The sequence below is a fragment of the Streptomyces sp. NPDC036822 genome (assembly GCF_055609145.1).
On the sequence record NZ_JBVJPY010000002.1, the window covers coordinates 64,027 to 90,771 of the forward strand.

Sequence of the window (26,745 nt, forward strand, 5' to 3'; positions counted from 1 at the left end):
GCGCGGGCCACGCCGCCGGCCCCCCCGCCCGACGGCCCCGGGCGGGATTGTCGGTGGTCCCCGTTAGCCTCTTTGGAGTGACCGCACGCATCACCGACCCCGAGCAGCTCAAGGAGCTGCTCGGCATCCCGTTCACCCCGGAGCAGACGGCCTGCATCATCGCGCCGCCCGCCCCGCAGGTCATCGTGGCCGGAGCCGGTTCCGGCAAGACGACGGTGATGGCCGCCCGGGTGGTCTGGCTGGTCGGCACGGGCCAGGTCGCGCCCGAGCAGGTCCTCGGCCTGACCTTCACCAACAAGGCCGCGGGCGAGCTGGCCGAACGCGTCCGCACCGCCCTCGTCCGGGCCGGGGTCACCGACCCGGACGCCATCGACCCGGACGACCCCCCGGGCGAGCCGCGCATCTCCACGTACCACGCCTTCGCCGGACAGCTGCTCACCGACCACGGCCTGCGCATCGGCCTGGAGCCCACCTCCCGTCTCCTCGCCGACGCCACCCGCTATCAGCTCGCCGCCCGCGTGCTGCGCGAGGCCCCCGGGCCGTATCCCGCCCTGACCAAGTCCTTCCCCACCCTGGTCGGCGACCTGCTCGCGCTCGACGCCGAGCTCGCCGAACACCTCGTGCGTCCGCAGGACCTCGCGGCCTACGACTCCGACCTCCTCGACACCCTCTCCCGCGCCAAGCTCTCCAACGCCGACCTGCGCAAGGTGCCCGAGACCGCCGCCGCCCGCCGCGAACTGCTCGACCTCGTCGTCCGCTACCGCGCCGCCAAGCGCTCCCGGGACCTCCTCGACTTCGGCGACCAGATCGCCCTGTCCGCCGAACTCGCCACCACCCGCCCCGAGGTCGGCGCGATCCTCCGGGACGAGTTCCGGGTGGTCCTCCTCGACGAGTACCAGGACACCTCCGTCGCCCAGCGACTGCTGCTCTCCGGTCTCTTCGGCGGCGGCAGCGGGCACGCCGTGACCGCCGTCGGCGACCCCTGCCAGGCGATCTACGGCTGGCGCGGGGCGTCCGTCGCCAACCTCGACGACTTCCCCGACCACTTCCCGTACGAGGACGGCAGCCCCGCCACCCGCTACGCCCTCTCCGAGAACCGGCGCAGCGGCGGCCGCCTCCTCGACCTCGCCAACGGGCTCGCCGCCCCCCTGCGCGCCATGCACGCGGGTGTGGAGGCGCTGCGGCCCGCCCCCGGCGCGGAGCGCGACGGCTCGGTGCGCATCGCGCTGCTGCCCACCCACGCCGAGGAGATCGACTGGCTCGCCGACTCCCTCGCCCACCTCGTCCGCACCGGCAGGGAACCGGGCGAGATCGCCGTCCTGTGCCGCACGGCCACCGACTTCCCCGCCATCCAGGCCGCCCTGGTCGCCCGGGGCGTCCCCGTCGAGGTCGTCGGCCTCTCCGGGCTGCTGCACCTGCCCGAGGTCGCCGACCTGGTCGCCGTGTGCGAGGTCCTCCAGGACCCGGGGGCCAACGCCTCCCTGGTCCGCCTCCTCACCGGCCCCCGCTGGCGCATCGGCCCCCGCGACCTGGCCCTCCTCGGCCGCCGCGCCCGGCTCCTCGTGCACCGCGAGCGGGGCGGCGGCACCGATGCCGACGAGCGCCTCGCCGCCGCCGTGGAGGGCGTCGACCCGGCCGAGGTCGTCTCGCTCGCCGACGCGCTCGACACCTTCCTGGAGTCCGGCGGCGAGGACGACGGCCTGCCGTTCTCCGCCGAGGCCCGGGTCCGCTTCGCCCGCCTCGCCGCCGAGCTGCGCAGCCTGCGCTCCTCGCTCGCGGACCCGCTGATGGACGTCCTGCACCGCGTCCTCGCCACCACCGGCCTGGAGGTGGAGCTCTCCGCGTCCCCGCACGCCTTGGCCGCCCGGCGACGCGAGACCCTCTCGAACTTCCTGGACACTGCGGCGGGCTTCGCCTCCCTGGACGGCGAGGCGACCCTGCTGGCCTTCCTGGGCTTCCTGCGCACGGCCTCGCAGTACGAGAAGGGCCTCGACAACGCCCTGCCGGGCGGCGAGAACACCGTCAAGGTCCTCACCGCCCACAAGTCCAAGGGGCTGGAGTGGGACGTCGTGGCGGTGCCCGGCCTGGTCGCCTCCCAGTTCCCCAGCGGCAGGTCCCGCGAATCGTGGACCTCGCAGCCCCAGGTGCTGCCGCACGCCCTGCGCGGCGACGCCGCCACCCTGCCGGACGTCGACGGCTGGGACGCGGCCTCCCTGAAGGCCTTCAAGGAGCGGATGCGGGAGCACCAGCACACCGAGGAGCTGCGCCTCGGCTACGTGACGTTCACCCGCCCGCGCTCCCTCCTTCTCGGCTCGGCCCACTGGTGGGGCCCGGCCCAGAAGAAGCCCCGTGGGCCGTCCGCGTTCCTCCACGACCTGTACGAGCACTGCGCGGCCGGCTTCGGCGAGATCGAGGCCTGGGCCGACGAGCCGGACAAGGACGCCGAGAACCCCTCCCTCGCCGAACCCACGACGGACCGGGCCTGGCCGCTTCCGCTCGACCCGGACTCCCTGGCCCGCCGCCGGAAGGCGGCGGAGCGCGTGAGGACCCTGCTGTGGTCCTCGACGGGCGGGCTGCCCGCGCAGGGTTCCGGAAGGCGGGACCACGACCCGGCGAACGACGCGCCGCAGGCCCACGAGCTGCGGGATCACGGGCCGCGGGATCACGGGCCGCGGGACCACGCGCCGTCCGGCGAGGAACCCTGGCCGGACGAGGAGCCCGTCTGGGACGACGAGCCCCTCTGGGACGAGGACCCCTTCCGGGACGACGACCTGCCCAACGCCGACGACCGGCCCGACGCCGGCGACCGGCCCGACGCCGGCGACCGGCCCGACGCCGCCAACGGGATCGACGCCGAGGACCGGACCATCGCCGCAGCCGCAGCCGCAGCCGCAGCCGCAGCCGCAGACGCCCCCCGGGCCGGTGCGTCGTCGCCCTCCCCGCCCCCGCCCGCCGACGAGGTTCCCGCCCCCCGGGCGCCCCTGGACGACGACCCCGCCCCGCGGGAGGGCCGTCCCGCCCTCACCCCCGAGGAGCAGCGCACCCTCGCCTCCTGGGACCGCGACCTGACCACCCTCACCACCGAGCTGCGCCGGGCCCGGGCCACCACCCGCGACGTCGTGATGCCCGCCTATCTGTCCGCCTCCCAGGTCCTCCGCCTCGCCGCCGACCCCGACGGCTTCGCCCGGGACCTGGCCCGGCCCATGCCCCGGCCCCCGCAGCCCGCCGCCCGCCGCGGCACCCGGTTCCACGCCTGGGTGGAGTCACGGTTCGAGGAGCTGCCGCTCCCCCTGCTCGGCCCCGACGAGCTCCCCGGCGGAGAGGACTTCGCCGGCGAACCGGAGATCGCCGACGAGCGCGACCTCGACGCCCTCAAGGACGCCTTCGCCCTCACCCCGTACGCCCACCGCACCCCGTACCGCGTCGAGGTCCCCGTCCACCTCTCCCTCGCGGGGCGGGTCGTGCGCGGCAGGATCGACGCCGTCTACCGGGACCCGGATTCCGGCGCGTACGAGATCGTCGACTGGAAGACCAGCCATCTGCGCACCGCCGATCCCCTCCAGCTCGCGATCTACCGCCTCGCCTGGGCCGAGCAGCACGGCCTGCCCGTCGACGAGGTCACCGCCGCCTTCGTCTACGTACGGACCGGCGACGTCGTGCGCCCCGCGCGTCTCCCCGGCCGGGCCGAGCTGGAGGAGATCCTGCTGGGCGAAGCGCCGGCCACGGCGCCCGACGGAGAGCGGTACGGACCGTCGTACGGACAGCTGTACGGACCGCCGGGCGGACCGGACCCGGACGCCGGATAGGCTCAGGAGCATGAGCGACACCCCGGACAGCGCCGTCCAGACCGCACGTACCCAGGCCGTACGCACGTACATCCGGCAGCACCGCGCCGCTTTCCTCGACGACCTCGCCGAGTGGCTGCGCATCCCGTCCGTGTCGGCGCAGCCCGTCCACGCCGAGGACGTACGGCGCAGCGCCGACTGGCTCGCCGCCAAGCTGACGGAGACCGGGTTCACGACGGCCGAGGTCTGGGAGACGGACGGCGCCCCCGCCGTCTTCGCGGAATGGCCGTCCGACGAGGCCGACGCCCCCACCGTGCTGGTCTACGGCCATCACGACGTCCAGCCCGCCGCCCGCGAGGACGGGTGGCGCACCGATCCGTTCGAGCCGCACATCGTCGACGGCCGGATGTACGCGCGGGGCGCCGCCGACGACAAGGGCCAGGTCTTCTTCCACACCCTGGGCGTCCGCGCGCACCTCGCCGCGACCGGCCGTACGGCCCCCGCCGTCAACCTCAAGCTGATCGTCGAGGGCGAGGAGGAGTCCGGCTCCCCGCACTTCCGCGAGCTGATCGAGGCCCACGCGGACCGGCTCGCCGCCGACGTCGTGATCGTCTCCGACACCGGGATGTGGTCCGAGGACACCCCGACCGTCTGCACCGGCATGCGCGGGGTCGCGGACTGCGAGATCGAGCTGTACGGCCCCGACCAGGACATCCACTCCGGATCCTTCGGCGGAGCCGTGCCCAACCCGGCCACCGTCGCCGGCCGGATCGTCGCCGCCCTGCACGACGAGGACGAGCGGGTCGCCATCCCCGGCTTCTACGACGGCGTCACGGAGCTCTCGGAGACCGAGCGCGCCCTCATCGCCGAACTGCCCTTCGACGAGGCGTCCTGGCTGCGCACCGCCAAGTCCCACGGCACCCTCGGCGAGTCCGGCTTCTCCACCCTGGAGCGCGTCTGGGCCCGGCCCACCGCCGAGGTCAACGGCATCGGCGGCGGCTACCAGGGCCCCGGCGGCAAGACGATCGTCCCCGCCTCCGCCCAGCTGAAGCTCTCCTTCCGCCTGGTCGCCGGTCAGGATCCGGCCAAGATCGAACTCGCCGTACGCGACTGGCTCGCCGCCCGCGTCCCCGCCGGGATCCGGTACGACATCGTCTTCGGCGCCCCGACCCGGCCGTGCCTCACCCCGCTGGACCACCCGGCCCTGCGGTCGGTCGCCCGCGCCATGAGCCTGGCCTTCGACGGCGCCACGATCCGCTTCACCCGCGAGGGCGGCTCCGGCCCCGCCGCCGACCTCCAGGACGTCCTGGACGCGCCGGTGCTGTTCCTCGGCATCTCCGTACCGTCCGACGGCTGGCACGCCCCCGACGAGAAGGTCGAGCTCGACCTCCTCCTCAAGGGCGTCGAGGCCACCGCTCATCTGTGGGGCGACCTGCCCGCTGCCGCTCCGGCAGCCGCCCCGCAGCGCTGAACGCCGAACCCACACACCGAAACCGGGGGAGTTGGAAGCACCTGTGAGCAGCATGAACCACGAGACCGAGACCGGGCCCGCGGACCGTCCGATCGGGCTCACCGCCCCCAGCGGCATCGACCGCGCGGCCCACCACCGTCTCGACGAGGCCTGGCTGGCCGCCGCGTGGAGCCACCCGACGACCCGCGTCTTCGTCGTCTCCGGCGGCCAGGTGCTGATCGACGACACCCCCGAGGGCCGCACCGAGCTGGTCATGACCCCGGCCTTCGAGGCCCCGGTCACCGAGACCCACCGCTACTTCCTGGGCACGGACGCCGACGGCGTCTCCTACTTCGCCCTGCAGAAGGACTCCCTGCCCGGCCGCATGGACCAGTCCGCCCGCCCGGCCGGACTGCGCGAGGCCGGGCTGCTGCTCTCGCCCCGCGACGCGGGCCTCATGGTGCACGCCGTCGCCCTGGAGAACTGGCAGCGCCTCCACCGCTTCTGCTCCCGCTGCGGCGAGCGCACGGTGATCGCGGCCGCGGGGCACATCCGCCGCTGCCAGGCGTGCGGCGCCGAGCACTACCCGCGCACCGACCCCGCCGTGATCATGCTGGTCACGGACGAGCAGGACCGCGCGCTCCTGGGCCGGCAGGTCCACTGGCCCGAGGGCCGCTTCTCGACGCTCGCGGGCTTCGTCGAGCCGGGCGAGTCGATCGAGCAGTCGGTGGTGCGCGAGGTCTTCGAGGAGGCGGGCGTCACGGTCGGCGAGGTCGAGTACGTCGCCAGCCAGCCCTGGCCCTTTCCCTCCAGCCTGATGCTCGGCTTCTTCGCGCGCGCCACCTCCTCGGAGATCGACGTCGACGGCGAGGAGATCCACGAGGCCCGCTGGTTCTCCCGCGAGGACCTGACGGCGGCCTTCGAATCGGGGGAGGTCCTGCCGCCGTACGGCATCTCGATCGCCTCCCGGCTGATCGAGCTCTGGTACGGCAAGCCGCTGCCGAAGCCGGGCGACGTGGTCTGACCGGGCGGGGTGGCGCGGTTCGACGACCAGGCGGGGCGAGGCGGTCCGTCGCGGTCTGACGACCGGGGCGGTCGGGCGCGGTCCGATGGCCGAAAAGAGCCCCCGTCCGGCGATGCCGGGCGGCGGCTCCTTCGTGCGCGTGCGGCGACGACTCAGACGCCGACCTTCTGCTTCACCTGGGCGAGCGACGGGTTGGTCAGCGTGGAACCGTCCGGGAAGAGCACGGTCGGTACCGTCTGGTTGCCCCCGTTGGCCTTCTCCACGAACGCTGCCGACTCGGGGTCCTGCTCGATGTTGATCTCCGTGTACGCGATGCCCTCGCGGTCCATCTGGCCCTTGAGCCGACGGCAGTAGCCGCACCACGTGGTGCTGTACATCGTCACAGTGCCCTGCATGACCTGGCGCTCCTCTGTTCGCGGATGGGTGCCGAGGAGGAGAACGTACGCCGCCGTCCGGCCATTCCCGGGTGTCGTGCCGCCGGAGCGGCCGAGGCCTGATTCATATGACCGGAGCCCCGGCCCTGTGGACGACGTGCCGCACCCACCCCACCGAACCTGGCAGCATGGCGGGGTGACAGCAGCAACGCACTCCACTCTTTTCCCGCGGGTCCCGGACTCGGCCGACGCGGTGCTCGACGGGCTCGACCCCGAGCAGCGCGAGGTCGCCCTGGCCCTGCACGGCCCGGTGTGTGTGCTGGCGGGAGCCGGTACGGGCAAGACGCGGGCCATCACGCACCGCATCGCCTACGGCGTGCGGGCGGGCATACTCCAGCCCGGCAGTGTGCTGGCCGTCACGTTCACCAACCGGGCCGCCGGAGAGATGCGCGGGCGGCTGCGCGAGCTGGGCGCCGGAGGCGTCCAGGCCCGCACCTTCCACTCCGCCGCGCTGCGCCAGCTCCAGTATTTCTGGCCGAAAGTCGTCGGTGGCGATCTGCCTCGGCTCCTGGAGCGCAAGATCCAGCTCGTCGCCGAGGCCGCCGCGCGCTGCCGCGTCCGGCTCGACCGCAACGAGCTGCGCGATGTCACGGGCGAGATCGAATGGGCCAAGGTCACGCAGACCGTCCCCGCCGACTATCCGGCCGCCGTCGCCAAGTCCGTGCGCGACGCCCCCCGGGACCCGGCGGAGATCGGTCAGATCTACGCCATGTACGAACAGCTCAAGCGCGACCGCTCGGTCATCGACTTCGAGGATGTGCTGCTGCTCACGGTCGGCATCCTCCAGGACCGGCACGACATCGCCGACCAGATCCGCCGGCAGTACCAGCACTTCGTCGTGGACGAGTACCAGGACGTCTCCCCGCTCCAGCAGCGGCTGCTCGACCTCTGGCTCGGCGACCGCGACAACCTCTGTGTCGTCGGCGACGCCAGCCAGACCATCTACTCCTTCACCGGCGCCACCCCCGACCACCTGCTGAACTTCCGGACCCGGCACCCCGACGCCACCGTCGTGAAGCTGGTCCGCGACTACCGCTCCACCCCCCAGGTCGTCCACCTGGCCAACGGACTGCTCAGCCAGGCACGCGGCCGCGCCGCCGAGCACCGCCTGGAGCTGATCTCCCAGCGCGACCCCGGCCCCGACCCCGCCTACACCGAGTACGCCGACGAGCCCGCCGAGGCGGAGGGCACCGCCCGCCGCATCCGCGACCTGATCGCCGCCGGCGTCCCGGCCGGCGAGATCGCCGTGCTCTACCGCATCAACGCCCAGTCCGAGGTCTACGAGCAGGCCCTCGCCGACGCCGGCGTGCCCTACCAGCTGCGCGGCGCCGAGCGCTTCTTCGAGCGCCAGGAGGTGCGGGAGGCGGGCATCGCCCTGAGGGGGGCCGCCCGCGCCGGCGGGAACGACTCGCTGCTCGACGACACCGAGGACCTTCCCTCCCAGGTCCGCGCCGTGCTCTCCACCAAGGGCTGGACCACCGAGCCGCCCGCCGGCTCGGGCGCCGTCCGCGACCGCTGGGAATCGCTCGCGGCCCTGGTCCGGCTCGCCGAGGACTTCGCCCGCGCCAAGACCGGCGCCACCCTCTCCGACCTGGTCGCCGAGCTCGACGAGCGGGCCGCCGCCCAGCACGCCCCCACCGTCCAGGGCGTGACCCTCGCCTCCCTGCACGCGGCCAAGGGCCTGGAGTGGGACGCCGTCTTCCTGGTCGGCCTCACCGAGGGCATGATGCCGATCACGTACGCCAAGACCGACGAGCAGATCGAGGAGGAGCGCCGCCTCCTGTACGTCGGTGTCACCCGCGCCCGCCTCCACCTCTCGCTCTCCTGGGCGCTCTCCCGCTCCCCGGGCGGCCGCGCCTCCCGGCGCCCCAGCCGCTTCCTCAAGGGGCTGCGGCCCGGCTCCGGGCCGCTGGGCGCCGGGGGCCCGGGCGGCGGCGCCTCGGTCGAGCGGGGCAGCGGCGGCGGCCGCCGCAAGCGCCGTGGACCGGTGCTGTGCCGGGTCTGCGGCGCCACGCTCACTGAGGCCGGCGAGATGAAGCTGATGCGCTGCGAGGACTGCCCCTCCGACATGGACGAGGCGCTGTACGAGCGGCTGCGCGAGTGGCGCTCCGACCAGGCCAAGGAGCTGGGGCAGCCCGCGTACTGCGTCTTCACCGACAAGACGCTGATGGCGATCGCCGAGTGCGTCCCCTCCAGCGACGGAGAGCTGGCCTCGATCTCCGGCGTCGGCGCCCGTAAGCTCGACCGGTTCGGTGCCGCCGTACTGGCCCTCTGCGCGGGCGAGGAGCCGGGTGAAGAGGCAGGTCAGGAGCCTGGAGGAGCCGACGAGACACCTTGAGCGAAACTCGTCGGAAAAATAGTTTGCGCACGCCCCGTCAAGCCCCATAGGTTCTTAACCACGGAAACAGCGGCTTCTTCGAAGCCCTGCTTTCGTGCTGTACTTGTCCAAATGAAGATGAGGGTCCGGCTCACCCCGAGCCCTCCGAGACGCCGAGAGGAGGCGATTCCAGTGATCAGCAACATCAACAGCACCAACGTCAGCTTCGTCAGCACCGACAAAATGACCGATCGCTCGGTCGTCTCCACCTGCTCGCTCGGCCTCTCCGGTTCGGCGTTCATTGGCAGCGGTCTTCCTGGCACCGGCATGTCCGGCGCCGGTCTGGCCGGCGCCGTGGCCCTGCGGCCCGCGGCCGCCCTGGCGGTTCTCCCCGTCATGGAGCGCGATGAGCGACCGACCAAGGCACTGGAAGCAGGAGTAGCAGCGGGCAAGGCCACGGCCTATGCCTTTGCGGCGACCGGTGCCGGAACCCAGCAGCAGACGACGCAGCACCACACGATGTGGGCCTTCCGTGGGCTCGAACCCTGGAGTGATCCAGCCTGATTCTCGATCAGGCCGGCGCCTTCAGGGCCGCGGAACCCCACCCGGGATCCGCGGCCCTTCTGTTTGTCCTCGAACGGGGATGACGGAGCGAAGGGGCCTCGGGACGAAGCAAGACCCGGTACCAGCCGAAACCCCGGCCAACAGGCCGGAACAACAGACGAGGAAAGACACCCGTGCAACTCGAAGCGCACGCCCCGTCCGTACCGCCTTCCGAAACGATCCCCCCGCCCGGCCTCACGGAGGACTCCACCTTGACCCCCCTCGCCCCCCTCACCGCGCTCACCGCGCTCGACGACGCCATCGAGAACCTCGGTGTACCCGTCCCCTGCCGCTCGTACGACCCGGAGGTCTTCTTCGCCGAGTCCCCGGCCGACGTCGAGTACGCCAAGTCCCTCTGCCGTACCTGCCCGCTGATGGAGGCCTGCCTCGCCGGCGCCAAGGAGCGGCGCGAGCCGTGGGGTGTCTGGGGCGGAGAGCTCTTCGTCCAGGGTGTCGTCGTCGCCCGTAAGCGGCCGCGTGGCCGCCCGCGCAAGAACCCGGTCGCGGCATGAACATCACCGGAACCATCGATCGACCCCTCACGCACGATCCCCAGAAGCTGGCCCCGATGACCCCTTCCACCAGCGAGCCGTCCGGCTCCGCCACCCCAGACGTTTCCATCACCGGCGCGAACGCCTCGCGTCAGAACAGGACCCGCGAAATGCAACTCATTCCAGAAGCCCTGGCTCGTGCGCATATGCACGACCGCATGCGGGAAGCCGACGCGGAACGCCAGGCCCAGCGCCTGGTCGCCGCCCGGCGGATGCAGCGGCGGGCCGAGCGCGTGTCGCTGCGCGCCCGGCGTGCGCTCGCCATGGCCGTCATGCACTGACCCGGAAGAACCCAGCGGGGGCCGGTCCGAACGGACCGGCCCCCGCGGTGCGTTGCCCCGGCGCCGACGCTCCCACCGGACTATCGTCTTCCCTGTGACAGACGCCCGGACACCTGAGCCGCCCATCGTGTGCGCGCACTGCGGCAAGACCGCCGAGGAGCTCCCGGTGACGTGGACCTGCTCACTGGAGAACGGCACCCGCCGCTACCTCTGCGATACCTGTGCCCGCGAGAACATCAGATCCATCGAGGGCCGCCTCGACTCCACCTGGTGGTGACGGCCCTGCGGGCGGACGCCGATACTTCCCGGACGGGCCCTAGCTGTCCTCCTCCGTCTTCTCCGCGAGGAAGCCGGGCAGCCACTCCTCCAGCTCGTCGCGCAGCCGGACCGTCGCGTTCAGCTGGCACAGCACGCCGATCGTGCTCAACGTCACCCGGTGAATCAGAAGATACGACGGCGGCAGGTTGAGCTGCTTGCCCAACTGGTGGGCGGGGGAGCGAAGGTCGCCGATGCGGGCGGCCTGCGCGCGCAGCCATCCCCGCGAGAAGGCGAAGGCGTCCACCTCGGCCGGCTCGATGATCGGCAGGAGGTAGGCGAGGACGGCGTCCGGGTCGAGGTCGATGGACTCCTTGACGAACCCCTCCTCGCGGAGCACGGCATAGACGCCCTCCGCGTCGCCCTCCAGCGTCATCCGCAGACAGGCGCCGATCGTCTCGGGCAGCCCGCCCGGCAGCCGGTCCACCGTGCCGAAGTCCAGCACCCCGAGCCGCCAGCTCTCCGGACCGTCCTCGTCCTCCCCGGCCGCCCCGCCCGGCAGCAGCCGGAAGTTGCCCGGGTGCGGATCCGCGTGGAGCAGTCCCGTACGCGCCGGGCCCGAGAAGAGGAAGCGCGCCAGGAGCTGGCCGGCCCGGTCCCGCTGCTCAGGGGTGCCGTCCGCGATCACCTCGGACAGTGGTATGCCCTCGATCCACTCGGTGACCAGCACCTGCTCCGACTGGTAGACGACGCCGGGCACGACCACGTCCGGGTCGTCGGCGAACTCCTCCGCGTGCTGCCGCTGGGACTCCGCCTCCAGGGAGTAGTCCAGCTCCTCGGAGACCCGGTCGCGCAGCTCCGTGATCAGCGGCTTGATGTCCATCCCGGGGACCAGCGGCCCGAGCAGCCGGGCGAACCGGCTCAGCTGAGCCAGATCGGAGAGCAGCGCCTCGCCCGCGCCCGGGTACTGCACCTTCACCGCGACCTCACGGCCGTCGTGCCACACCGCCCGGTGCACCTGCCCGATCGAGGCCGCGGCCGCCGGCTTGTCCTCGAACTCGAGGAACCGCTCCCGCCACGCCTCGCCGAGCCGCTCCTCCAGCACTCCGTGGACCGTCCGCGTCGGCATCGGCGGCGCAGCCTCCTGCAGTTTGGTGAGCGCCGCCCGGTAGGGCCCCGCCACCTCCTCGGGCAGCGCCGACTCGAAGACGGACAGCGCCTGCCCGAGCTTCATCGCCCCGCCCTTCAGCTCGCCGAGGACCTTGAACAACTGCTCGGCCGTGCGCTGTTGCAGCTCGCGGGCGACGATCTCCGCCGACTTGCCCCCGATCCGCTTGCCCAGGCCCCAGGTGGCCCTCCCGGCGAAGCCCAGCGGCAACGCGGCCAACTTGGCGGTCCGGGTGACCGCCTTTCGGGGAAGATCAGACATGCGCCCCTCCAATTCCCAGACTGCGTGCCGCGCAGGGCGGTTATCCCGCCATTGTGTCCTGTGGCATCCCGGCCCCCGAGGCGCGCTCCCCTTCTCTGTTACGTACGGCCCCGCACGGGCACGCGGGATGGGGCCTCACCTGCTCCGTACGCCACTCGAGCATCGGCAGCGACACCTCCCACCGCGCGCCGGTGCTCGTCGGCGACTCACCATCCAGGAAGGCCAGCGCATGGGCGGCGGCCAGGCCCGCGACGGCCGTCGCCAAGGAGAGATCGCAGGCCGGCAGGGCGTGGGGCGGGCCCGAGCGCCACTGCGCGAGCAGTCGCGGCCACACCGGCTCCCGGTCCGTCCGCTCCTCCTGCAGGCACCGCGCACAGGGTGTCTCGCCCGGCAGCACCAGCGGTCCGACCACACCGGTGGCCTCCAGCACGCCCGCGTAGAGGTGGGGGGTGCCCGTGGCGATCCACCCCTGGGCCGGCAGCGGATCGGGGACGTAGGCTCCGAGTCCGTCCCGGGGCGTCACCACGACGAGTGACAGGCCGGGCTCCCTTCCGGTCTCACCCGGGCCGGAGGGCGCGGGCCGGGGCACGCGGCCGCCCGGCGCCGCGCTCCGCACGAGCCTGCGTGCCGCCGCGGCCCGGCGCTCGCCGACCGACTCGGGCGGCAGCCCGCCCGGCGACACCTCCCACGGCTCCACCGACCCCGAGTCCAGCACCTCCACCCGGCCGACCCCGGAGGCCGAGAGCAGCGCGGCGACGGCCGCGCCCACCCGGCCCGCTCCCCGGACCTGGACCCGCAGGGCCTGCCGGGCGGCCAGCCGCCGGGCCGCGCCGTCCGGTTCGGGATGGACGACCGAGAGGGACGCGAGGTCGGCGCGCAGCGGATCGAGCGCCGGGTCCGGGCGCCCTGCGGCCCCGGGCTTCCCCGGCCGGTGCGCCGTGGCGTCCGCGACGAGCCCGGCGCCCGCCAGCCGGTCGAGCAGCGCCTCCAGCTGACCCTCCGGCAGCCCCAGCGCCCGGGCCTCGGCACGCAGCAGGTCCATGCCGCGCGTACCGTCGAGCAGTCTCAGCAGGCTGCCGGTGGTCGTGTCCAGCGGTCCGACCAGGACCGCGTGCGCGGGTGTGGCCCCGAACTGCACGCACTGAAGATTTCGCCAGGCACGCCGCAGCGCCGGTTTCACCATCGGATGCATATCCGCCCCTGTGATCTTGCTCCGTGATCCGTTCCGTGATCTCGATCGTCAGATTGCCCCGGAACCGCGACCGGCGGAAAAAGTTGTCCACAGCCCTGGGGTATTAGTCATTCAAATGGTGCACAGCGGGGCCGGATCACCGCCGACCCGACCCGGAGGCGGGACTTCCCCCGCTGACAGCGGGTAACGTCGGGCCCGTGCCCGCCGACCCACAACGCAGCGTGACGAGGAAGCCGCCCCGCGCCTCGGCGACCGGCGCGGTCGAGGTCCGCAGGAGCTCCCGGCGGAACAGGACCGTCTCCGCCTACCGCGAGGGCGACCGGACCATCGTGCTCATCCCGGCCCGGATGTCCGAGGCCGAGGAGCAGCGCTGGGTGTCGGTCATGCTGGACAAGCTCGCCGCCCAGGAGAGCAAGCGCGTCCTCGGCGACGCCGAGCTGAACGAGCGGGCGGAGCGGCTGTCCGAGCAGTACTTCGGCGGCCGGGCGCGCCCCGCGTCCGTGCGCTGGGTGACCAACCAGAACACCCGCTGGGGTTCGTGCACCCCCTCGGAAGGCAGCATCCGGCTGTCGCACCGGCTCCAGGGAATGCCCGAGTACGTCGTCGACTACGTCCTGCTCCACGAGCTGGCCCATCTCCTGGTGCCGGGCCACGGGCCGCGCTTCTGGCGGCTCCTGGAGGCCTACCCGCGCACCGAGCGTGCCCGCGGCTACCTCGAGGGCGTCGTCGCCGCCGAACGCCTGCCGCACCTCCCCGCCGCTCGCGACGAGTGACCGCGTCAATCCTGTACCGAATGTGTACCGGCTTGGCTCAATGTCGCATACAGCCGTTAGCCTGACGCGACGCATTCACATTTCGGGATGGGGGACGGTCGTTACGCATGGCCAGGGAATTCCAACGCGGCCACAAGGCCAAGATCAGTGATCTGACACCGGGGACCGATCTGTACGTGGGTGTGCAGATCGCGGCGCCCGGACTGACCTTCGACATCAGCTGCTTCGGCCTCGACGCCAACGAGCAGCTCTCGGACGACCGGTACTTCATCTTCTTCAACCAGCCGAAGTCGCCCGAGGAGTCCATCCAGCTGCTCGGCGCGCAGTCCGGCGACACCGAGTCCTTCCGCGTCACGCTCGACCGCATCCCGGCGAACATCCACAAGCTGTCGTTCACGGCCACGATCGACGGCGCCGGCCAGATGTCGCAGATCGGCCCCGGCTACATCCGCGTGGTGGCGGGCGGCGAAGAGGTCGTCCGGTACGCCTTCACGGGAGCGGAGTTCACCACCGAGCGCGCCGTGATGCTCGGGGACTTCTACCTCAAGGACGTCTGGCGGTTCGCCGCCGTCGGCCAGGGCTTCGACGGGGGCCTCGACGCGCTGCTCAGGAACTTCGGCGGCGAGGTCGCCGAGGACCAGCCGGCCGCGCAGCCGCCGCAGGGCGCCGCCCCGGGCTTCGGCGCACCGGCGCAGGCCGCCGCCCCGCCCGCCTTCGGCGCACCGGCCCCCGCGCCGCACGTGCCCCAGCCGGCCCCCTCGTTCGGAGCTCCCGCGCCGGCGCCGCAGGCCCCGGTTCCGCCGGTGCACGCGGCCCCCACCATGGCCGCGCCCATGGCCCCGCCGCCCGCTCCCGCGCCGTACGGCCAGCCGCCGCAGCCGCAGTTCGGCCAGGTTCCCGGCCAGGCCGCGCCGCCCGCCGCGCCGTCGCCGTACGGCCAGCCCGCTCCCGCCCCGTACGGTCAGCAGGCGCCCGCGCCGTACGGCCAGCCCGCGTTCGGCCAGCAGCCCCCGATGGGCACGCCCCCGGTCGGCATGGGCGTCCCGCAGGGAGTCCCGGCCACCGGAGCCGGACTCGCCGCCGCGCTCCAGCCGTACAAGGAGACCGCGACCGGCGCCCGGTGGACCCCGCAGAACCAGCAGCTCATGCGGGTCGACCTCGCCATGGGCGGTGTGCCCGTCCTCGCCCGCCAGGGCAGCATGGTCATGTACCAGGGCAAGGTGGACTTCAGTCACAAGGGAGCCGGGTTCACCGGCCGGATCGTCGGCAACGCCACCGGCCAGGAGATGCAGCTGATGCGCTGTACCGGCCGCGGCCAGGTCTTCCTCGCCGAGGAGGGCGCCCACCTGCACCCCATCGAGCTGCAGGGCGACGGTATCTGCGTCTCCGCCGAGAACGTCCTCGCCTTCGACGAGTCGCTGCAGTACGAGGTCCGCCGGATCGAGGGCCACGGCATCCCCGGCGGCGCCCTGTTCACCATGCAGTTCCAGGGCACCGGCACGGTCGTCGTGAAGACGCACGGCATCCCCGTGGTGCTGCCCGTCACGCCGACGACCTTCGCCGACTGCAACGCCGTCGTGGCCTGGTCGTCCGCCTCGCAGGTGATCCTCTCCAGCCAGGTCCGGCTGCGCCGCAACGCGTACCCCGGTCACAGCGGAGAGACCGTCAACCTCCAGTTCCGGGGCGCCCCCGGCAACTTCATCGTCGTCCAGCCGTACGAGGTCTGAGGGAGCCCGAACCGATGAACCAGCAACTCGCGGGCTTCGCCCCGACCCCGATGGCCGCCCGGATGGAGAACCACGGCCGCAGCATGCTCAAGGTCGCCATGGGCTCCGGCCAGGACCTCTACGCACGCACCGGCTCGATGGTCGCCTACGAAGGCTTCATCACCTACGAGCCCAACCCGCCCGCCGTGCGCCAGGTCGCCCAGGCGTGGGCCACCGGCGAGGGCGCGCCCGTCATGAAGTGCTCCGGCGACGGACTGCTCTACCTCGCCGACTACGGCGCGGACGTCGTCGTGATCAACCTCGACAATGACTCCCTGTCGGTCAACGGCTCCAACATCCTCGCCTTCGACGCCCACCTCCAGTGGGGTGTCGAGAGGGTCAAGGGCATGGCGAAGTTCGCCGGCCAGGGCCTCTTCAACGTCGAGGTCGCGGGAACCGGCTGGGTCGCCCTGACCTCCCGGGGCACCCCGATCGTCGTCGACTGCGGCCGCGGCGAGGACGAGACGTACGTCGACCCGGACGCGCTTGTCGCCTGGTCGCCGTCGCTCAAGGTCAAGGGCAAGCGCAGCTTCAAGGCCTCGTCCCTGATCGGGCGGGGCAGCGGCGAGGCCTACCAGATGGCCTTCTCCGGCCAGGGCATCGTCGTCGTACAGCCGAGCGAGGACAGCACCGACCGCCTGCGGGTCCGGGGCTGAGGGGGAGCGAGAACACACCATGCAGAGCCCGCTTTTCAACCACGCCGAGCAGCAGAGCCAGGAACGGTACGTCATCCAGAACCCGCAGCTGCTCCGGGTGGCGCTCACCGGCCAGGACGACATCCTCGCCCGTAAGGGCGCGATGGTCGCCTACCAGGGGCTCGTCGACTTCGACGGCGAGTACAAGACGCCCGGCCAGCGACGCGCCCAGGCCCGCACCGGTGAGGGCCTCGAACTGATGCGCTGCTCCGGTCAGGGCACGGTCTACTTCGCCAACCTCGCCCAGTACATCCACGTGGTGGAGGTCGAGCAGGAGGGCATGACCGTCGACAGCTCCTACGTCCTGGCGCTGGACTCGACCCTGCACACCGAGGTCATCGCCGTGGACAGCCAGTACGGCATCTCCGGCTCCGGCAAGTACCAGCTCAACATCTCCGGCCGCGGCAGGGTCGCCCTGATGACCTCCGGCCAGCCGCTGATGATGCAGGTCACGCCCGACAAGTACGTCAACGTCGACGCGGACGCGATCGTCGCCTGGTCCAGCGGTCTGCGCGTGCAGATGCAGGCCCAGACCACGAACTCCAACATCCGCCGTCGCCGCGGCAACACGGGTGAGGGCTGGGAGCTCAGCTTCCTCGGCCAGGGCTTCGCCCTGGTCCAGCCCAGCGAGGTCATGCCGCCGCAGAACGCCGCCATCGGACAGGGCATCGCGGCCCAGTTCGGAGCCGGCCAGCACGGCGCGCACGCGCAGAACCAGAACAACGCCTGGAACTGAGCCCGTACACGCGTGAGGGGCGGTCGCCACGGCGACCGCCCCTCACGCGCTACAGCCGGGCGAGCGTGGCCTCGGTCAGCCGCACCACCGACTCGTCGGCGACGGCCGCCACCTCGTCGTACGCGTACCAGCGCAGGTCCAGCGACTCGTCGCTGATCTCCGCCACCGCGCCCGACGGCGCGAGCGCGGCGTACTGCACGTCCAGATGCCAGTGGCAGGGCGCCGGAATCGGATGCCGGTCCAGCCGGACCGGCCCGCCCGCGAGCAGCGTCAGACCGGGGATCCCGGACTCCTCCGTCGCCTCCCGCAGCGCCGCCGCCGCCAGTGTCCGGTCCCCCGGCTCGCAGTGGCCGCCCATCTGCAGCCACATGCCGAGCTTCCGGTGCAGTGTCAGCAGGACCCGGCCCCGCTCCGGGTCGACCACCAGCGCGCTGGCCGTCAGATGGCCGGCCTCGCACGCCTTCCACATGCCGTCCGGATGCGCGTCCAGGTGATCCAGATAGAACCGGCGCAGCTCTTCCTGGGCGCCGCTCGGACCGTCGTACGCCTTCAGGACGAGGGAGGCGTCTTCGTGCAGGCTCACTTGTCGTCGTCGCCCTTGTCGTCCGTCTCGTCGCGCGCGGCGCCGTCGCGCTTGTCGGCCGCCTCGCCCAGCATCTTGTCCAGCTCCGAGAAGTCGAGCTGCTCGCGGTGCACGAAACCGTCCGGGTCGTCCAGGTCGGTCGCCGTCGGCAGCATGTCCGGGTGCTCCCAGAGATCGTCGCGCGCGTCGACACCCCGTGCGTCGGTGAGCGAGGCCCACAGCCGCGAGGCGTCCCGCAGACGGCGCGGGCGCAGCTCGAGCCCGATCAGCGTGGCGAACGTCTGCTCGGCGGGCCCGCCGCTCGCCCGGCGCCGCCGCAGCGTCTCCCGCAACGCGTCCGCCGAGGTCAGCCGCGACTTGGCGGCCTCGTGGACCACCGCGTCCACCCAGCCCTCGACCAGCGCGAGCGCGGTCTCCAGGCGGGCCAGGGCCGCCTTCTGCTCCGGTGTGTCCTCCGGCTGGAACATGCCCTGCTGCAGCGCCTCCTGCAGCTGCTCGGGGTGCGTCGGGTCCAGCTGGCCGACCGCGTCCTCCAGCTTCGAGGTGTCGACCTTGATCCCGCGGGCGTACCCCTCGACCGCGCCGAACAGATGGGCGCGCAGCCACGGCACGTGGGCGAAGAGCCGCTGGTGGGCGGCCTCGCGCAGCGCCAGATACAGCCGCACCTCGTCCTTCGGGACGCCCAGGTCCTTCCCGATCGCCTCGATGTTCAGCGGCAGCAGCGCCGCCTTGCCCGCCGGCCCGAGGGGCAGGCCGACGTCCGTCGAACCGACGACCTCGCCCGCGAGCGCGCCCACCGCCTGGCCGATCTGCTGGCCGAACATGGCACCGCCCATGGAGCGCATCATGCCGATCAGCGGGCCCGCCATGGCCTGCATCTCCTCGGGCAGCACGTCACCCATCGCCGTACCGACCCGCTCGGCGACCGGGTCGACCAGCTGCTGCCAGGCGGGCAGGGTCGCCTCGACCCACTCGGCGCGGCTCCAGGCCACGGCCGTGCTCGCGCCCGACGGCAGCGAGGTCACACCGTCCAGCCACAGGTCGGCCAGACGCACGGCCTCCTCGACCGCCGACTTGTCGGCGGGGCCCACGCTGGCGTCCTTCGTGCCGTCGGCGGTGCCCTGGGCGACGACCTGGCGCGCGATCTGCTTGGCCATGTCCCAGTTGACGGGACCGCCCTCGTAGCTGAGCATCTGGCCGAGCTGCTGGAAGGCCGCGCCCAGGTCGTTGGGGTTCAGCGAACCGAACATCGCCGCGAACGGGTTGTCGGCGCCCCCCTGGCCACCGGGCAGGCCGCCGAAACCGAACGGATTGGCCCCGAACGGGTTGTCGCCGCCCTGGCCACCGGACCCCTGGCCACCTCCGGCGGGGTCCTTCTTCTTGCCCTCGTCGCCGTTCTCCGGCTCCTCCGGCGGAAGGCCGAATCCGAATGGGGTGTCACTCACAGGTTTCCTCGGCTCGTAGGGCCGCCGGCTTCCTGCCGACGGCGACTGCCCGTTTCTCCACACCACCAGCGTAGACATCCGGGCCGGATATGGGCTCGGTGCTCCGCCGGGCCGTGGCCTGCGGCAGGATGGACGCCACCTGGTACGTACGCGTCATTCGGGTACGTACTGAAGACAACCGCTGGAGACGCCCGGTGAGTTCCCCAGATCCTCAGGTTCGCGCAGCGCGAAACCCTTCGACCCGGCCCGCCGGGCGCGGCCCCGTGGTCGCGGTCACCGGTGCCGCCTCCGGGGTCGGTGACCTGCTGACCAGGCGCCTGGCGGCGTCGGACGAGATCAAACGGGTCGTCGCGATCGACGAGCGGCGCGGCGAGGTCGCCGAGGCGCAGTGGCACATCCTCGACGTCCGCGACCCCGCCATCGCCGAGAAGCTGAGGGGCGCGGACGTGGTCGTGCACCTCGCCGTCGACCTCGACCTGGAGTCGGACGCCGCCGCCCGAACGGCCTACAACGTGCGCGGGGCGCAGACCGTCCTCACGGCCGCCGCGGCGGCCGGCGTGCACCGGGTGGTGCTCTGCACCTCCGCCATGGTCTACGGCGCGCTGCCCGACAACGACATCCCGCTCTCGGAGGACGCCGAGCTGCGGGCCACCGCCGAGGCCACCGGCGTCGGCGACATGCTGGAGATCGAGCGGCTGGGCCGCCGGGCGCCGCGCGCCCACCCCGGCCTCCACGTCACGGTGGTCAGGCCCGCCGTCCTGGTCGGCGGTACGGACACGGCGCTGACCCGCTACTTCGAGTCGCCCCGCCTGCTCGTGGTCGCCGGATCCCGCCCCACCTGGCAGTTCTGCCACGTCGAGGACCTGGTCAGCGCGCTGGAGTACGCGGCTCTCGGAAAGGTCGAAGGGGAGTTCGCGGTCGGCTGCGACGGCTGGCTGGAGCAGGAGGAGGTGGAGGAGCTCTCCGGGATCCGGCGCATGGAGCTGCCCTCCGCCGTCGCCCTCGGCGCGGCCGCGCGGCTGCACCGGATCGGCCTCACCCCCTCCCCGGCCGGGGACCTGGCGTACACGATGCACCCGTGGGTGGTGAGCGTCGGCCGGCTGCACGACGCGGGCTGGCGGCCGCGCTGGACCAACGAGGAGGTGCTCGCCGCGCTCCTGGAGGAGGTCGAGGGCCGGCACACGCTCGCGGGCCGGCGGCTGGGCCGCAAGGACGCGACGGCGGCGGGCGCGGCCGGTGCGACGGTGGCGCTGCTCGGCACGGCGGCCCTGGTCCGGCGGGCGCGGAAGCGGCGCGGCCTGTAGGACCCTCCTACGTCCGGTCGGGACAGCCGGTCGAAACCGCTATTCCGGGATGTCCCTGCCGTACGGCACCATGGGCACCATGGCACGCACCCATGACCACCCCGGCGAGCGGACAGCCGCCGATCCGATCAAGCTGCTCGCGATCCGGGACACCCCGCTCTCGGTGGACGAGGTCTTCCAGGCGGTCGGAGACGAGGCCGCCGGCGGCATGACCCTGTTCGTGGGCACCGTGCGCAACCACGACGGGGGCGCCGACGTCGACGGCCTCGGCTATTCGTGCCACCCGTCGGCCGAGGCCGAGCTGCGCCGGGTCGCGGAGAAGGTCGTCGCCGACTACCCCGTCCGCGCCCTGGCCGCCGTCCACCGGGTGGGCGAGCTGGGCATCGGCGACCTCGCGGTCGTCGTCGCGGTCTCCTGCCCCCACCGCGGCGAGGCCTTCGAGGCCTGCCGCAAGCTGATCGACGACCTCAAGCACGAGGTCCCCATCTGGAAGCACCAGAAGTTCTCGGACGGCACAGAGGAGTGGGTGGGGGCCTGCTGAGCCTCGGCCACGGGTATGGGGGTTCCCCCGGACAGGGTCGGCGCCTGAGCGTCGGGCCCTTGCCCTGTGCCGACCGGGCATCCGGCAAGGCGCCGCGCCGACCGACCGTAGTCGAACGCCCGATTTGCGTAACCGGCACCCCGGCGGCAGCGTTGAGGCAGCGGATCGTTAATCTGCTGATCGGCCGGTCGGCCGGTGCGGTCGCTCATGGGGATGGGAGGTCGGGATGGCAGCGCTCGCTTGGTTGCTCATACCGCTTTTCGCAGTCGTCGGCGCGGCGATATGGGGAAGCTGGGCCTCACGGGACAAGACCACCGGAGACGTCGCCGAGCTCGCCGGTTATGCCCGCTTCAGAGACGCGATGGAACGTTCCGCTTCCGGTACGACGGGCGAGCTGACCGAGATGGCGCCGACGGCGGCGGCGTCCCCCGTACGCAGTAGCCACGTCTCCGGCTGAGATCCCCCCGCAGGCCGCCTCGTACGGACCCGCCCCACAGGTGCACTCACAGACCGGTCCCGTACTGTCGTTCCATGCCACGCCGCACTGCGACGATGCTCGCCTCCACCCTGGTCCTGATCACGCTGCTCTGCGTGGGCGTCTTCGTCCCGGTGCCGTACGCGGAGATGAGCCCGGGCCCGACGGTCAACACCCTCGGCGAGGCCCGCGGAGAGCCCGTGCTGCAGATCTCCGGTCGCCGGACGTACCCGACCGACGGGCACCTCAACATGACCACGGTCCGCGTCACCAGCGCCGACTACCGCATGAACATGGTCGAGGCGATCTACGGCTGGCTTGCGCACGACAACGTGGTGGTCCCCAAGGAGACCCTCTACCCGGACGGCAAGACCGAGGAGGAGTCGACCCAGGAGAACGCCGAGGAGTTCTCCCAGTCCCAGGAGAGCGCCAAGGTCGCCGCCCTCGGTGAGCTGGACATCCCCGTCACCACGCGGGTCGTCGTCGCCTCGGTCGTCAAGGACAGTCCGGCGCAGGGGGTCCTGCACGCCGGGGACGTCATCAAGTCCGTGGACGGCGCGCCCGTGAAGGAGCCGGGCGACGTGGCCGAGCAGGTGATCAAGCGCAAGCCCGGCGAGAAGGTCGAGTTCACGATCGTCCCCGCCAAGGACGCCGCCGCCGCGGAGAAGGCCGGCAAGGAGCCGACCACCACCCGCGCGGTCACCCTCACCACCGTGAAGTCGAAGGAGGGCGACCGGGCCATCGTCGGCATCCAGGCCGGCACGGACCACGTCTTCCCGTTCACCATCGACATCAAGCTCGCCGACGTCGGCGGCCCCAGCGCCGGACTCATGTTCGCGCTCGGCATCGTCGACAAGCTCACCCCCGAGAGCCTGACCGACGGCAAGTTCATCGCCGGCACGGGGACCATCGACGAGAAGGGCAAGGTCGGCCCCATCGGCGGGATCGAGATGAAGCTGGTCGGGGCCAGGAACGCCGGCGCCCGCTACTTCCTCACGCCGGCCGACAACTGCGAGTCGGCCGCCTCCGACATCCCCGAGGGCCTCACCCTGATCAAGGTGAACACCATCGAGGACGCGACGGCCTCACTGGAGAAGCTCCGCGCGGGCGACACCAAGAACCTGCCCAGCTGCTCGACGGGCTGAGGCGCGCGGCGGACGAGGGGGCGCCCCGGTCATCACCGACCGGGGCGCCCCCTCGCGTACCCTCCCCGCGGCTCAGGACTCGAACGTCGCCGCCAGGGCGTCCGCGAGTCCCGGCACCAGGTCCGCGCCGGTCAGCACCTCGTTCGGCGAGTCCTTCTCGCGGAGCCGGATCGCCGCCTCGCGCGCTCCGTCGCGCAGGACGGCCACGGTCATCCGGACCTCCTGCCGGTCGGGGTGGCGGGCCACCCACTTCGCCAGACCGGCCTCGTCGAGACCGTCCGGGACGGACGCCTCGGCCGACGGCGGCAGCATGAGCCGCTCCACGGTCAGCGCGCAGCCTGCCACCGCGTCGGGCCAGGCGATGGTGCCGAGGAACTCGTCGAGGGGCTTGCCGGGCGGCAGCTCCTCCTGCTCGATCGGGGTGTAGGCGGCGGCTTCGCCGTCCTTGAGGCCCAGCTGGGAGGCGAGTCCCGGCTCCTGGGCACGCAGTCTGGCGGTGTCGACCAGGGCGAAGAGCCGGGCCGGCCGGTCCCAGCCGAGGCCGGAGGCGTACTCGTCGATCTCGAGCACCGCGCGGGTGAGGGGGCTCGCGGCCATGGGGGTACCGGAGGGGGAGACATTGGACATGGATGACATCCTGCCTCCTCCTGCCCCGAAGACGGGAACTAGGTAAAGCCTCAGTAAGTTGCATCAGTGGGCTCTACGATCGCGGGGCCTGCTTATCGACGCATCAACCTCGAGGGGCGCACGTTGGCTTTCCAGATGCCGGACCGCGGAGGCGGCGGAGGCCCGTCCGGGCCAAGGATCAGAGTCGGCCGGCCGTCCCGGCGGGCCCGCACCCTGCTCATGACGCTGGGCGTGCTGGCCGTTCTGGCCATGGCGTTCGTCATGTTCGCCGGGTTCTGGACGGACTGGCTGTGGTACCGCTCGGTCGAGTACTCCTCCGTGTTCACCACCACGCTGTGGACCAAGATCGGCCTGTTCCTGGTCTTCGGCCTGCTCATGAGCATCGTCGTCGGCCTGAACATCTGGCTGGCGCACCGGCTGCGGCCGCCGCTCAGCGCGATGTCGATGGAGCAGCAGAGCCTCGACCGCTACCGCATGGGACTCGCGCCGTACAAGAAGTGGGTGCTCCTCGCGATCTCGGCCCTGGTCGGGCTGATCGCCGGCGCCTCCGCCTCCGGGCAGTGGCGCACGTGGCTGATGTGGGTGAACGGCGTCCCGTTCGGCCAGAAGGACCCGCAGTTCGGCCTGGACGTGGCGTTCTACGCCTTCGACCTGCCCTGGTACCGCTTCCTGCTGGCCTTCGGCTTCGCCGCCACCGTCCTGTCCCTGGTCGCCGCCGCGCTGACGCACTACCTGTACGGCGGACTGCGCGTCACCAGCCCCGGCGCGCGCGCCACGGCCCACGCGACCGGCCACCTGTCGGTGCTGCTCGGTGTCTTCGTGGCGCTGAAGGCCGTGGCGTACTGGCTCGACCGGTACGGCCTCGCCGTGAAGTCCAGCGACTTCAAGGCGGCGGGCAACTGGACGGGTCTGCGCTACGTCGACGCCAACGCCTATCTGCCGGCGAAGACGATCCTGTTCTGCATCGCGGTGATCTGCGCCGTGCTGTTCTTCGCGACGCTCTGGCGGCGCACCTGGCAGCTGCCGGTGATCGGCTTCGGCCTCATGGTGCTCTCGGCGATCCTGATCGGCGGCCTCTATCCGGCCATCGTGCAGAAGTTCCAGGTCCAGCCGAACGAGCAGGCCAAGGAAGCGGCCTACATCCAGAAGAACATCGACGCGACGCGCAAGGCGTACGCGATCGACGGCACGAAGCCGGAGAACTACTCCGGCAAGTCGACCGTCAAGAACAAGGACCAGCTCCGCACCGACGCCGACACGGCGGCCGGATACCGCGTCCTGGACCCGAACATCGTGTCGCCGACGTTCCAGCAGCTGGAGCAGAAGCGGAAGTACTACCAGTTCCCGACCACCCTCGACATCGACCGCTACGAGGGCCAGGACACCGTCGTGGGCCTGCGCGAGCTCAACATCAAGGGCATCCCGAAGCGGAACTGGATCAACGACCACTTCACGTACACCCACGGCTACGGCGCGATCATGGCCGCGGGCACCCAGACGGACGCCAACGGCTCCCCGGTCTTCACCGAGGCCGGCCTGCCGACCACGGGCAAGCTCGGCCCGTACCAGCAGCGGATCTACTACGGCGAGAAGACCGACCAGTACTCGATCGTCGGCGGCCCGCAGAAGGAGCTGGACTACGAGGAGAACGGCGAGAAGTCGACCAGCTACGAAGGCAAGAGCGGGGTCAACCTCTCCAGCACCTTCAACCGCGCCGCCTACGCGGTCGCGCTGAGCGAGCCGCAGATCCTCTACTCGGGGGCCATCGGCGAGGGCTCGCGGATCCTCTACAACCGCACGCCCAAGGAGCGCGTCGAGGCGGTCGCCCCGTGGCTGACCATCGACGGTGACGCCTACCCGGCCGTCGTCGACGGCCGGATCCAGTGGATCGTCGACGCGTACACGACCACCAACGGCTACCCGTACGCCTCGCGCACGACCCTGGGGGAAACCACGGCCGACGCGCTGACGGTCGGCAACCAGCAGCGCGCGGTCGTCGCCCAGCAGAACCAGGTCAACTACATCCGCAACTCGGTGAAGGCCACCGTCGACGCCTACGACGGCACGGTGACCCTCTACCAGTGGGACAAGGAGGACCCCGTCCTCAAGACCTGGATGAAGGCGTTCCCGGACACCGTGGAGCCGCGCGAGGCGATCAAGCCGAGCCTCATGCAGCACCTGCGCTACCCACAGGACATGTTCAAGGTCCAGCGCGAACTGCTCACCCGGTACCACGTCACCAACCCGGCGCAGTTCTACAGCGGTTCGGACGCCTGGCAGGTGCCGGACGACCCGACCAACAAGGACGGCAACGCGGTCCCGCCGTACTACCTGAGCATGAAGATGCCCGGGGACAAGGACCAGCGGTTCTCGCTCACGACGACGTTCACCCCGAACGGGCGGCCCAACCTGGGCGGCTTCATGGCGGTCGACGCCGACGCGCGGAGCAAGGACTACGGCCGCATAAAGCTGCTGAGAGTGACCTCCGACGTGCCGGGCCCCGCCCAGGTGCAGAGCAAGCTCAACGGCCTGCCGGACGTGGCCCAGTTCGTGCGGGACATGAAGGGCGCCGACTCCGACATCCAGTACGGCAACCTGCTCACCGTGCCGCTGGACGGAGGCTTCCTCTACGTCGAGCCGGTGTACGCCCAGGGCCGCAACGCCCTCTATCCGCTGCTGAAGAAGGTCGCGGTGTCGTACGTGGACGCCGACCAGCCGGAAGGCGACACCACCAAGGACACCACGGTGTTCGAGAACAACCTCACCGAGGCGCTGAACGCGGTGTTCGGGGTGGACGGTGTGACACCGCCCCAGCCCGAGCAGCCGGGGACGACCCCGCCGACGACGCCCAGCTCGAACGACGCGGCCCTCAAGAAGGCCATCGCGGACGCGCAGAAGGCGTACGACGACGGTGAGGCCGCGCTGCAGAAGGGCGACTGGGAGGCCTACGGCAAGGCGCAGGACGCCCTGCAGCGGGCGCTCCAGCAGGCGGCGGAGGCCGGCGCCAAGCTGAAGTCGGACCAGAAGCCGGCGGAGAAGCCGGCCGATCAGAAGCCCGCGGACCAGAAGCCGGCCGGTGGCGTCCCCAAGCCGGGGACCACACCGTCCAGCAGCGCGAGCCCGCCCAGCGGCTGAGAGGCCTGGTCAGGCACCCACCCCGCGTCGTGATACCTTGAGGACACAACGACGCGGGGTGGAGCAGCTCGGTAGCTCGCTGGGCTCATAACCCAGAGGTCGCAGGTTCAAATCCTGTCCCCGCTACTGAAGACGAGGGCCCGGATCCATCAGGATCCGGGCCCTCGTCGTGTTCCGTCAGACGCCGCGCGCGTCCCTG

Annotated in this window: 23 protein-coding genes and 1 tRNA gene; 18 read left to right on the forward strand and 6 right to left on the reverse strand. The window is 72.0% G+C overall.

Translation table 11 applies throughout. The features are described 5' to 3' along the window. Positions 1-77: 77 nt before the first annotated feature. From ACZ68P_RS04690 to nudC, 3 genes are read left to right on the forward strand one after another with little or no spacing between them, the layout of a single operon-like run. On the forward strand, positions 78-3,806 hold the full coding sequence (locus ACZ68P_RS04690) for an ATP-dependent helicase (RefSeq protein WP_471002618.1): 3,729 nt from the start codon (positions 78-80) through the stop codon (positions 3,804-3,806). 10 nt (positions 3,807-3,816) lie between these two features. Continuing rightward, positions 3,817-5,256, forward strand: a complete 1,440-nt coding sequence (locus tag ACZ68P_RS04695) for a dipeptidase (protein WP_471002621.1) — start codon at positions 3,817-3,819, stop codon at positions 5,254-5,256. A gap of 52 nt (positions 5,257-5,308) precedes the next feature. Then, on the forward strand, positions 5,309-6,259 hold the full coding sequence (nudC, locus tag ACZ68P_RS04700) for an NAD(+) diphosphatase (protein WP_471003864.1): 951 nt from the start codon (positions 5,309-5,311) through the stop codon (positions 6,257-6,259). Positions 6,260-6,411: 152 nt separating this feature from the next. Here nudC and ACZ68P_RS04705 read toward each other — a convergent pair whose 3' ends face one another. Further along, the gene (locus ACZ68P_RS04705) at positions 6,412-6,654 is read right to left on the reverse strand and encodes a mycoredoxin (RefSeq protein WP_328905725.1); all 243 of its coding nucleotides are present in this window, start codon (positions 6,652-6,654) and stop codon (positions 6,412-6,414) included. A gap of 175 nt (positions 6,655-6,829) precedes the next feature. On the opposite strand from ACZ68P_RS04705, the gene ACZ68P_RS04710 reads away from it, so the two are divergent. The 5 genes from ACZ68P_RS04710 to ACZ68P_RS04730 all read left to right on the forward strand — a co-directional run bounded on the left by ACZ68P_RS04710 (position 6,830) and on the right by ACZ68P_RS04730 (position 10,722). Further along, the gene (locus ACZ68P_RS04710; RefSeq protein WP_471002626.1) at positions 6,830-9,031 is read left to right on the forward strand and encodes an ATP-dependent DNA helicase UvrD2; all 2,202 of its coding nucleotides are present in this window, start codon (positions 6,830-6,832) and stop codon (positions 9,029-9,031) included. Positions 9,032-9,214: 183 nt separating this feature from the next. Next, positions 9,215-9,574, forward strand: a complete 360-nt coding sequence (locus tag ACZ68P_RS04715) for a hypothetical protein (protein WP_471003866.1) — start codon at positions 9,215-9,217, stop codon at positions 9,572-9,574. Between the two features lie 173 nt (positions 9,575-9,747). Then, positions 9,748-10,125 carry a WhiB family transcriptional regulator gene (locus ACZ68P_RS04720; RefSeq protein ID WP_365714479.1) on the forward strand — a complete coding sequence of 126 codons (378 nt, stop codon included), beginning with the start codon at positions 9,748-9,750 and terminating at the stop codon, positions 10,123-10,125. Continuing rightward, positions 10,122-10,445, forward strand: a complete 324-nt coding sequence (locus ACZ68P_RS04725) for a hypothetical protein (protein ID WP_471002630.1) — start codon at positions 10,122-10,124, stop codon at positions 10,443-10,445. The genes ACZ68P_RS04720 and ACZ68P_RS04725 overlap by 4 nt, the downstream gene beginning before the upstream one ends. 94 nt (positions 10,446-10,539) lie before the next feature. After that, a complete protein-coding gene (locus ACZ68P_RS04730) occupies positions 10,540-10,722 on the forward strand; it encodes a hypothetical protein (RefSeq protein WP_471002633.1) in 183 nt (60 codons plus the stop codon). Positions 10,723-10,761: 39 nt separating this feature from the next. Here the strand turns inward: ACZ68P_RS04730 and ACZ68P_RS04735 are convergent, their stop codons facing one another. Together ACZ68P_RS04735 and ACZ68P_RS04740 are read right to left on the reverse strand one after the other, a co-directional pair. Then, a complete protein-coding gene (locus tag ACZ68P_RS04735; RefSeq protein WP_471002636.1) occupies positions 10,762-12,129 on the reverse strand; it encodes an ABC1 kinase family protein in 1,368 nt (455 codons plus the stop codon). 40 nt (positions 12,130-12,169) lie between these two features. Further along, a complete protein-coding gene (locus ACZ68P_RS04740) occupies positions 12,170-13,321 on the reverse strand; it encodes a TOMM precursor leader peptide-binding protein (RefSeq protein ID WP_471002640.1) in 1,152 nt (383 codons plus the stop codon). Between the two features lie 197 nt (positions 13,322-13,518). Between ACZ68P_RS04740 and ACZ68P_RS04745 the strand changes: the two genes are divergently transcribed. From ACZ68P_RS04745 to ACZ68P_RS04760, 4 genes are all read left to right on the forward strand, one after another. Then, entirely contained in the window at positions 13,519-14,094 is a 576-nt protein-coding gene (locus ACZ68P_RS04745; protein ID WP_471002643.1) for a M48 metallopeptidase family protein, read from the forward strand. Positions 14,095-14,201: 107 nt separating this feature from the next. Further along, entirely contained in the window at positions 14,202-15,821 is a 1,620-nt protein-coding gene (locus tag ACZ68P_RS04750) for a TerD family protein (protein WP_471002646.1), read from the forward strand. A 14-nt stretch (positions 15,822-15,835) separates the two neighbouring features. Then, a complete protein-coding gene (locus ACZ68P_RS04755; protein ID WP_471002649.1) occupies positions 15,836-16,516 on the forward strand; it encodes an AIM24 family protein in 681 nt (226 codons plus the stop codon). A gap of 19 nt (positions 16,517-16,535) precedes the next feature. Further along, a complete protein-coding gene (locus ACZ68P_RS04760; RefSeq protein ID WP_471002652.1) occupies positions 16,536-17,291 on the forward strand; it encodes an AIM24 family protein in 756 nt (251 codons plus the stop codon). A gap of 49 nt (positions 17,292-17,340) precedes the next feature. Here the strand turns inward: ACZ68P_RS04760 and ACZ68P_RS04765 are convergent, their stop codons facing one another. After that, the gene (locus ACZ68P_RS04765) at positions 17,341-17,874 is read right to left on the reverse strand and encodes an NUDIX hydrolase (protein WP_471002655.1); all 534 of its coding nucleotides are present in this window, start codon (positions 17,872-17,874) and stop codon (positions 17,341-17,343) included. Further along, complete coding sequence (locus tag ACZ68P_RS04770; protein ID WP_471002658.1) at positions 17,871-19,319, reverse strand: zinc-dependent metalloprotease; 1,449 nt, start codon at positions 19,317-19,319, stop codon at positions 17,871-17,873. Before ACZ68P_RS04770 ends, ACZ68P_RS04765 begins: the two co-directional genes overlap by 4 nt. A gap of 194 nt (positions 19,320-19,513) precedes the next feature. Here ACZ68P_RS04770 and ACZ68P_RS04775 point away from each other — a divergent pair, with 194 nt between their 5' ends. From ACZ68P_RS04775 to ACZ68P_RS04790, 4 genes are all read left to right on the forward strand, one after another. Further along, on the forward strand, positions 19,514-20,623 hold the full coding sequence (locus tag ACZ68P_RS04775; RefSeq protein ID WP_471002661.1) for an SDR family oxidoreductase: 1,110 nt from the start codon (positions 19,514-19,516) through the stop codon (positions 20,621-20,623). A gap of 79 nt (positions 20,624-20,702) precedes the next feature. Continuing rightward, positions 20,703-21,164, forward strand: a complete 462-nt coding sequence (locus tag ACZ68P_RS04780) for a molybdenum cofactor biosynthesis protein MoaE (RefSeq protein ID WP_365714491.1) — start codon at positions 20,703-20,705, stop codon at positions 21,162-21,164. A gap of 226 nt (positions 21,165-21,390) precedes the next feature. Then, complete coding sequence (locus ACZ68P_RS04785; RefSeq protein WP_471003913.1) at positions 21,391-21,621, forward strand: hypothetical protein; 231 nt, start codon at positions 21,391-21,393, stop codon at positions 21,619-21,621. A 74-nt stretch (positions 21,622-21,695) separates the two neighbouring features. Beyond that, positions 21,696-22,784, forward strand: a complete 1,089-nt coding sequence (locus ACZ68P_RS04790) for a YlbL family protein (protein ID WP_471002664.1) — start codon at positions 21,696-21,698, stop codon at positions 22,782-22,784. A 72-nt stretch (positions 22,785-22,856) separates the two neighbouring features. Here ACZ68P_RS04790 and ACZ68P_RS04795 read toward each other — a convergent pair whose 3' ends face one another. Further along, on the reverse strand, positions 22,857-23,411 hold the full coding sequence (locus ACZ68P_RS04795) for a PPA1309 family protein (RefSeq protein WP_471002667.1): 555 nt from the start codon (positions 23,409-23,411) through the stop codon (positions 22,857-22,859). A gap of 135 nt (positions 23,412-23,546) precedes the next feature. Here ACZ68P_RS04795 and ACZ68P_RS04800 point away from each other — a divergent pair, with 135 nt between their 5' ends. Further along, the gene (locus tag ACZ68P_RS04800; protein WP_471002670.1) at positions 23,547-26,546 is read left to right on the forward strand and encodes a UPF0182 family membrane protein; all 3,000 of its coding nucleotides are present in this window, start codon (positions 23,547-23,549) and stop codon (positions 26,544-26,546) included. Positions 26,547-26,598: 52 nt separating this feature from the next. After that, positions 26,599-26,672: transfer RNA gene (locus tag ACZ68P_RS04805), tRNA-Met, on the forward strand. The last annotated feature ends 73 nt before the right edge of the window (positions 26,673-26,745 follow it).

Bases quoted from the DNA above. Each gene is read 5' to 3' on its own strand.
- ACZ68P_RS04695 (WP_471002621.1), top strand. From the start codon at position 3,817: ATGAGCGACACCCCGGACAGCGCCGTCCAGACCGCACGTACCCAGGCC.
- nudC (WP_471003864.1), top strand. From the start codon at position 5,309: ATGAACCACGAGACCGAGACCGGGCCCGCGGACCGTCCGATCGGGCTC.
- ACZ68P_RS04705 (WP_328905725.1), bottom strand. From the start codon at position 6,654: ATGCAGGGCACTGTGACGATGTACAGCACCACGTGGTGCGGCTACTGC.
- ACZ68P_RS04725 (WP_471002630.1), top strand. From the start codon at position 10,122: ATGAACATCACCGGAACCATCGATCGACCCCTCACGCACGATCCCCAG.
- ACZ68P_RS04735 (WP_471002636.1), bottom strand. From the start codon at position 12,129: ATGTCTGATCTTCCCCGAAAGGCGGTCACCCGGACCGCCAAGTTGGCC.
- ACZ68P_RS04740 (WP_471002640.1), bottom strand. From the start codon at position 13,321: ATGCATCCGATGGTGAAACCGGCGCTGCGGCGTGCCTGGCGAAATCTT.
- ACZ68P_RS04750 (WP_471002646.1), top strand. From the start codon at position 14,202: ATGGCCAGGGAATTCCAACGCGGCCACAAGGCCAAGATCAGTGATCTG.
- ACZ68P_RS04755 (WP_471002649.1), top strand. From the start codon at position 15,836: ATGAACCAGCAACTCGCGGGCTTCGCCCCGACCCCGATGGCCGCCCGG.
- ACZ68P_RS04760 (WP_471002652.1), top strand. From the start codon at position 16,536: ATGCAGAGCCCGCTTTTCAACCACGCCGAGCAGCAGAGCCAGGAACGG.
- ACZ68P_RS04780 (WP_365714491.1), top strand. From the start codon at position 20,703: ATGGCACGCACCCATGACCACCCCGGCGAGCGGACAGCCGCCGATCCG.
- ACZ68P_RS04785 (WP_471003913.1), top strand. From the start codon at position 21,391: ATGGCAGCGCTCGCTTGGTTGCTCATACCGCTTTTCGCAGTCGTCGGC.
- ACZ68P_RS04790 (WP_471002664.1), top strand. From the start codon at position 21,696: ATGCCACGCCGCACTGCGACGATGCTCGCCTCCACCCTGGTCCTGATC.
- ACZ68P_RS04795 (WP_471002667.1), bottom strand. From the start codon at position 23,411: ATGTCCAATGTCTCCCCCTCCGGTACCCCCATGGCCGCGAGCCCCCTC.
- ACZ68P_RS04800 (WP_471002670.1), top strand. From the start codon at position 23,547: ATGCCGGACCGCGGAGGCGGCGGAGGCCCGTCCGGGCCAAGGATCAGA.